We start from the raw sequence: 7,291 nt of genomic DNA on the forward strand, positions 1-7,291 counted from the left end.
CAGTGATCATGGGGCATCTTGGTGTGCTTGTTGCCAAACGGGCGGAACGCATCCTGCACCGCGTTTGAAAAACAAGGCACACCGCCCACATGCGGGCTCTCGCCCACGCCCTTGGCCCCAATCGGGTGATGCGGGCTTGGGGTCACGGTGAAGTCGGTCTCGTAATTCGGAACTTCCCATGCGGTTGGCAGGAAGAAGTCCATCAGCGTGCCAGTCTTGACGTTACCCTGCTTGTCATAGGCAATCTCTTGCCCCAAGGCGACGGCCAGCGCTTCGGTCAGACCGCCATGCACTTGGCCTTCGATGATCATCGGGTTGATCCGTGTGCCGCAGTCATCCAGCGCATAGAAGCGGCGGATGTCGGTGACGCCGGTGTCCACATCGATGTCCATGACGCAGACGTAAGCCCCGAACGGATAGGTCATGTTGGGCGGATCGTAGTAGCTGACCGCTTCCAGACCCGGCTCAAGTCCGGGGATCGCCTGATTGTAGGCAGCAAAGGCGATTTCCTTCATCGTCTTGAACTTTTCAGGTGCGCCTTTGACAACAAACCGATCCACATCGAATTCCACATCGTTGTCGTGAACTTCAAGCAGGTAAGCCGCAATCATTTGGGCCTTGGCCCGAATTTTACGACCAGCCATCGCAGTTGCCGCACCCGCAACGGGTGTGGACCGCGATCCATAGGTTCCCAAACCATAAGGCGCGGTGTCAGTATCTCCTTCCTCAATCGTGATGCTGTCCGCAGGCAGACCAATCTCGGACGCAAGGATTTGCGCGAATGTTGTCGCGTGACCTTGACCTTGAGAAATCGTGCCAAGACGCGCAATCGCAGAGCCCGTCGGGTGAATGCGGATTTCGCAGCTGTCGAACATGCCAAGGCCCAGAATGTCACAATTCTTGACCGGACCTGCGCCGACGATCTCGGTGAAGAACGACAGACCGATGCCCATGATCGAGCGGGTCTTGCCGGCTTTAAAGTCCGCGACACGTTGCGCTTGCTCAGCGCGCAGACCCGCATAATCGACAGTCTTGAGTGCCTTGTCCCAAGCGGTGTGATAATCACCAGAGTCGTATTCCCAGCCAAGCGCGGCTTTATAAGGGAACTGTTCTTTCTTGATGAAATTGATCCGGCGTAGTTCTGCCGCATCCATATTCAGCTCAATCGCCAGAACCTCGATCATCCGTTCGATCAGATACACCGCCTCGGTCACACGGAACGAACAGCGGTAGCTAACGCCACCGGGGGCCTTGTTGGTGTAGACACCGTCGACCTCAAGGAATGCGGTCGGGATGTCATAGGACCCGGTGCAGATGTTCATAAACCCAGCCGGGAACTTGGTCGGATCGGCGCAGGCGTCAAAACCGCCGTGGTCGGCAACTACGTTGCATTTCAGCGCAGTGATCTTACCCTCTTTGGTGGCCGAGATTTTGCCGGTCATATGATAATCACGCGCGAATGCGGTGGTCATCAGATTGTCCATGCGGTCTTCGATCCATTTGACAGGCTTGCCGGTCACGATAGAGGCCACCACAGAACAAACATAACCCGGATAGGCACCAACCTTGTTGCCAAAGCCGCCGCCAATATCAGGGCTGACGACACGGATGTTGTGCTCTTCAATGCCCGAGATCAGCGAGACCACGGTACGGATCGCGTGGGGCGCTTGGAACGTACCCCAAAGTGTTAGCTTGCCGTTGACCTTGTCCATGGAGGCCACACAGCCGCAGGTTTCCAGCGGGCATGGATGGGTGCGGTGGTAGTACATCTCTTGCTCGACCACGACATCGGCGTTGGCTAGAACTTCTTCGGTCGGCTCGCGGTCGCCAGCTTCCCAAGTAAAGATGTGGTTGTGATGTTTGCGCGGGCCGTGGGCGCCATCAGGCAAAGAGCCGTCTTCAGCCACCAAATCCTCGCGCAGAACCACGTCTGATTTCAGCGCTTCATGTGGGTTCACGAGGACGGGCAGTTCTTCATACTCGACCTCGACCGCCTCGATGCCGTCAGCGGCGGCGTAGCGATCTTCGGCAACGACAAAGGCGACTTCCTGACCTTGGAACAGCACTTTACCATCTGCAAGAACCATCTGCTTGTCGCCAGCCAGTGTGGGCATCCAGTGAAGACCAAGAGGGCGCAGATCGTCCGCCGTCAGAACGGCCAAAACGCCGGGGACCTTTAGAGCGGCTTCGCTGTTGACGCTCTTGATCCGAGCATGCGCATAGGGAGAGCGCACAAAATCGCCAAACAACATGCCGTCCAGCTTGATGTCATCAACATAGTTGCCCTTGCCTTGGGTAAAACGGGCATCTTCGACGCGCTTGCGCGAACAGCCCAAGCCTTTGAGATTATCGACGCGTTCTTCGCGGGTGACTTCGTCTTTCATTCTGCGGCCTCCTTGGCTGCATTCATCTCAGCCGCGGCGGCCTGAATGGATTTCACAATGTTCTGATAGCCCGTGCAGCGGCAAAGGTTGCCCGCCATGCCAAAGCGGATTTCTTCCTCAGTCGGGTTCGGGGTTTCTTCCAACAGTTTGGTGGCACGGGTAATCATACCGGGGGTGCAATAGCCGCACTGCAACCCGTGGTGTTCTTTGAAGGCAGTCTGCAAAGGGTGCAGATCATCCGGGTTGCCGATCCCTTCAATTGTGGTGATTTCTGAACCTTCGGCCTGTACAGCGAACATGGTGCAGGATTTGACCGACTTGCCGTCTATGGTGACCGTGCAAGCCCCGCAGTGGGAGGTTTCACAGCCGATGTGTGGACCCGTGATATTCAGCCGCTCGCGCAGCGTATAAATCAAGAGCTCGCGTGGTTCGGCGAGGAATTCTTCCTCCTTGCCGTTCACCTTCAGTTTGACGTGCATCTTCTTTGACATGATGTTCCTCCCTATGCCCGCGACCAAGCGCGTGCGATGGCACGGCGCAGAATGATGCCCGCCACATGGTTCTTGAATGCGACAGGGCCGCGGTTGTCTTCGGTCGGGTCGATGTCGCCCAACATGGCCGTTACCGCAGCTTTCAGCGCGGCTTTGTCCACTGACGTGCCAACAAGTGCGGCACCTGCGTCTGCGGAAAAGACTGGCACGTCGCTCAGGTTTGTCATTGCGATAGAGGCGGACACACAAGTGCCACCCTCGCTGACAATCTGCACAGCCGCAGCAGCGGTCGCATAGTCGCCAATCTTGCGCTTCTGCTTTTCGTAAGCATAGCCGCCTTTGGGCATTGGGATTATGACAGCTGTCAGAACCTCGTCATCCTCGCGCGCTGTCGCATAGGCCCCCTCATAGAAATCACGCGCAGCAATCTGACGTTCGCCATCCGGGCCGACCACAGTAAAGATTGCGTTCAGACATTGCATCAAACCGGGCATATCATTGCCCGGATCGCCATTGGCGACGTTGCCACCGACAGTGCCCATGTAGCGCACCTGAGGGTCGGCAATTTGCAACGCTGCTTCGCGCAGAATCGGAGCTGCCTCTGCCAGACCCGCGTGATCAATGATTTTCGTTTGGGTCAATAGGGCACCGATCTTGATGCTGTCGCCGCTAATCTCGATGTCGGACATGCCGCCCACATCCTGCAGGTCGATCAGATGCGGCACATCGGCCATGCGCAACTTCATCATCGGGATCAGGCTGTGACCGCCAGCCATGACACGTGCATCGTCGCCATGCTTTTCAAGAAGTGACAGCACACCGGCCATGTCCTTGGGTCTATAATATTCAAATGCCGCTGGAATCATCGGCTACTCCTCCCTGAAAGCGATTGATTTGCTTAACGTGAAGTCTGCATGCGGCCGCATGCCGCAGCACTAAAAATTCAATGAAACACAGCTAATTTGCACGAAATGCACACATTCATGCACGAACTGCGCTCGGTCGTGCGGCCAGTGCATCCTGTATCGTCTTGAGCTTCGAACGACTCACAGGCGCGCGCGGCGTTTCAGCCCCATCAAAGATGCAGTGCCCCTTGTCCTTTGTGCGCTCGAAGCGGGCGATGCGACTAGGATTGACGAGATAGCTGCGGTGGGTCTGCAAGAATCCGACAGGCAACAGCCGGCTGGACGCTTGGGTCACCGGCCAAGCACAGAACAACCTCTCATTTGCGGTATAGACTTGGGTGTAGTGGCCATCCGCGCGGACAAACAGCACGTCGCTTGCACGGACAAAAACTTTATGGCCTTCCCGCTCGCACGGGACTTGCAGTTCAGCCGCTGTGGTGGAGGCAGGAAGGGGTGAGAGCGCAGCGCGGGGCGCGACAAGATAGGTCACACTCACCCAGAGGCAGGCCCCAAAGATGACGAAGCTGAAAAAGATAACACCTAAGGCGAGCGTTTCATTGCTCATGGAAGGTCCAAACTCAGCAAAATTTTGCTCTTCCACAAAATTGGTGCCAGCCATCGCAAGGAAATGCACAGAACAGACCGCAAAGGCAAAGCATAGCGTCCCAAGCACAATGTTGCGGTTGGTACGGCGCCCATAGGCGATCCAAAACGCCAAAATGCACAGGCCAATCGCAACGCTCGACGAAAAGAGAACGCCCGTCGTGGAGTAGACCGCACGACACATCTCGAGCCCCGCCATACCAATGTAATGCATCACCAAAATGCCAACACCGACGATGCCCCCTGCCAATGTAATAGTCGCAGGTTTTCGTTCGGCGAAGTGCATCAGGATCAGCGCCGCCCCAACAAGCAAGATCGCCAAAAGCGCAGAGACAAGGGTGATGGCCGCATCGTAATAGAACAGGATGGGCATTTGCAGCCCCAACATGGCGACGAAGTGCATCGACCAAATGCCCCCGCCAAGTGCGATGGCAGCCAGCGCCACCGATACTTTCTTTTGGAACATAGGTTTCTGCGCCAAGTCACGCGTCAGCGACAGGCCCGTGAACCCCGCCACGAGTGCGACAATGCACGACATTGCGATCAAGAAGCTGCTTTGGTGGACGCTGAGAAATTCCATTGGCCGAATGATGCCCAAGACTTTTGCGATTTGCAAACGCTATGCGGTTCGCTTGATCGTCATTTTGATCGGAGAGTGGAGGGAGACGAGGAGACATCGACAAAGCGTCGGGTCGATCTAAGTAGACATTTTATTCAGTCGAAAATTCATTCGCTTCTTTTTGCGAAAGCAGACATAGGGGTGATTGTATTGCATAGGTCAGTTAGGGCTCAAACCGCCTTGCGGCAGCGCAGCGGGTCGAGTTCAGACCGCGTTCCGAAAGCAGCCATTCCCGAAACGCAGATGTTTCACACATTTCAGCGGCCTGACCCGATCCTTGGACATTCGGCTGTGGAAAGCGGTCGTAAGACAAGCGGCGACGGAATGACCGCCTCGTGCCCGAAGCGGCCGGATTGAAATAGCGGCCTTCGCTCATCCAGCAGACTGGTAACCCTGGCCAAGCCAAGAAGTACGTTGCAGCGCAGCCGCAAAAGCGACCATTCGTTGTGAGCGCATCGAGTGTCGGGGAGCCGATGACCGAGTTGTGGACGAAACGGAGCTTGGATGAAATGTAGGCTTTGGGTCAAATCATACGGCAAATGTGCAGTCGAGACTTTGGTCCTGTGCGGACTGGGTGACCGATTTCACTGCAATCAAGCCATCAACCTTGAATAGCAGCTGCAAAACTCGCGAAACTTTCAGCAATGAAATTTTTTCGATGAGGCCGGGCAGCGTCATGGTTGTCCGATCAAAAATGAACCTGTCTTCATATAATGGTCCTTTAGCGCCGCGACGGCCGATTCCGTCTGCCCGGCAAGGACGAGATCCTTCAGGCGGTCATGCTCGACCGAAACGTTTCTCGATTGGCTGGACTGGGTCCGCGCCTGGAAACGATAGCGGATGTTCAACTCGTAAAGCTTGTCGCAGTCAGCAATCAGGATAGGGGAGTCGCAGGCAGAGATCAGGCTTATGTGAAAGCGCTTGTGCGCTTCCTCCCATTCGCGGTTGATCGTCGCGTTTGCGCTGCCTCGCGACCGGGGCACACGGGTCATGCGGTGATGCGCCACAAGAACACGCTCCTCCCAGTCCGCGCCACCGGCCGCCATCGAACGACGCAGCGCTTCTTCCTCAAGAAAGCAGCGATTGGTCAGGATGTCCTGAAACTCCTCCGGCGACGTGCCCGCAACGAAGAAGCCGCGCTTGTCGAAGCGTTCCACCAGACCTGCGCTTACCAGACTGTTCAGTGCCTCGCGGATGGGCGAGGTGCCGCAACCGTGGCGTTCCGTCAGAAGACGCAGGCGAAGCTGCTCACCGGGCCGCAACTCGGCATAGCTGCCGTTCGTTGCGCCCGCAGCGATTTTCATGCCCGTGATGTCCGAGTTGTCCCGCACACCGGGCATTGATGCAGGGCGCAGCGAATGGCTGCTTCGGAGCCCTTTGCAGTCTCGCGCGATCTGACGCGACCGAAGCCCGATATCGCGGTTTCGCCGCGATTTGCTTGACTGGCCATGCCAGCAAAGTGCAGTGTCAGCCGGGGGTAGGACTGATGGCATCACCGGCACCGGCAATACGCCGCTACTACAATCAGCTTCTGGACAGCAGCCGCTGGGATGATTTCAAAGTCCGTCCCGGCGATGTTGTGGTCGCGACAGCCTACAAGGCGGGCACCACCTGGACTCAGAACATCGCGCTGCACCTGATCTTCCAAGACCTCAAGGTACGCCACATCGGCGGCGTTTCGCCCTGGCTCGACAATGCGTTTCGCGAGCACGCCGAGCACCTCGCGATACTGGAGCCACAGGTGCATCGCCGCGTGATCAAGAGCCACATGTATTTCGATGGGCTGCCGATCTGGCCCCAGGCCAGATACATCCATGTCGGCCGCGATCCGCGCGATGTGTTCATGTCGCTCTGGAACTTTTATGCCAATTTCGGCGACGAGATGTTCGAGGCTTTCGCCAGAACCGCGGCAGGCCCCCTACCCAGGCCGCCCGCCGACATCTCGACCTTCTTCGACCTGTGGATCTCCCGCGGCGCGATCGAGGGCGAGACCGATGGATATCCATTCTGGTCATGTATGCGGCAGACCCAGACCTGGTGGCCCGAACGGCATCGGGACAACGTTCTGTTCCTGCACTACGCCGACATGAAGGCAGACCTCAGGGGCCAGATCGCGCGGATCGCCCGATATCTCGAGATCGAGGTCGCGGATGAGATGTTCGACCGGATCACTGCTCAGAACCGTCCCATCAGGCGTTCCAAGACAGGCCACCCGTATCAGCCGGAACAATAATTCCGTGCCACTTTCCCCCACGAAGAACTGGCCATCGGGCGCATTGAACAGGACAC

6 protein-coding genes are annotated in these 7,291 nt (G+C 57.0%); 1 reads left to right on the forward strand and 5 read right to left on the reverse strand.

Annotated features, from left to right (window positions below; translation table 11 throughout):
* The 5 genes from AC221Y_RS17250 to AC221Y_RS17270 all read right to left on the reverse strand — a co-directional run.
* Window positions 1-2,384, reverse strand: a 2,384-nt coding sequence (locus AC221Y_RS17250) for an aerobic carbon-monoxide dehydrogenase large subunit (protein WP_486707844.1), incomplete at its 3' end; no start/stop codon positions are given.
* Window positions 2,381-2,875 (reverse strand): (2Fe-2S)-binding protein, encoded by a 495-nt coding sequence (locus AC221Y_RS17255; protein WP_299753080.1) that lies wholly within the window; start codon window positions 2,873-2,875, stop codon window positions 2,381-2,383. The genes AC221Y_RS17255 and AC221Y_RS17250, both read right to left, overlap by 4 nt.
* 11 nt (window positions 2,876-2,886) lie before the next feature.
* Window positions 2,887-3,741, reverse strand: a complete 855-nt coding sequence (locus AC221Y_RS17260) for an FAD binding domain-containing protein (protein ID WP_299753078.1) — start codon at window positions 3,739-3,741, stop codon at window positions 2,887-2,889.
* 115 nt (window positions 3,742-3,856) lie between these two features.
* Complete coding sequence (locus AC221Y_RS17265; RefSeq protein ID WP_299753076.1) at window positions 3,857-4,963, reverse strand: MHYT domain-containing protein; 1,107 nt, start codon at window positions 4,961-4,963, stop codon at window positions 3,857-3,859.
* A gap of 713 nt (window positions 4,964-5,676) precedes the next feature.
* Window positions 5,677-6,306 (reverse strand): GntR family transcriptional regulator, encoded by a 630-nt coding sequence (locus AC221Y_RS17270; protein ID WP_299753074.1) that lies wholly within the window; start codon window positions 6,304-6,306, stop codon window positions 5,677-5,679.
* 182 nt (window positions 6,307-6,488) lie between these two features.
* On the opposite strand from AC221Y_RS17270, the gene AC221Y_RS17275 reads away from it, so the two are divergent.
* Complete coding sequence (locus AC221Y_RS17275) at window positions 6,489-7,235, forward strand: sulfotransferase domain-containing protein (protein WP_486707845.1); 747 nt, start codon at window positions 6,489-6,491, stop codon at window positions 7,233-7,235.
* Window positions 7,236-7,291: the final 56 nt, after the last annotated feature.

This window comes from Boseongicola sp., from assembly GCF_057460485.1.

Bases quoted from the DNA above. Each gene is read 5' to 3' on its own strand.
- AC221Y_RS17255 (WP_299753080.1), bottom strand. From the start codon at position 2,875: ATGTCAAAGAAGATGCACGTCAAACTGAAGGTGAACGGCAAGGAGGAA.
- AC221Y_RS17260 (WP_299753078.1), bottom strand. From the start codon at position 3,741: ATGATTCCAGCGGCATTTGAATATTATAGACCCAAGGACATGGCCGGT.
- AC221Y_RS17265 (WP_299753076.1), bottom strand. From the start codon at position 4,963: ATGGAATTTCTCAGCGTCCACCAAAGCAGCTTCTTGATCGCAATGTCG.
- AC221Y_RS17270 (WP_299753074.1), bottom strand. From the start codon at position 6,306: ATGAAAATCGCTGCGGGCGCAACGAACGGCAGCTATGCCGAGTTGCGG.
- AC221Y_RS17275 (WP_486707845.1), top strand. From the start codon at position 6,489: ATGGCATCACCGGCACCGGCAATACGCCGCTACTACAATCAGCTTCTG.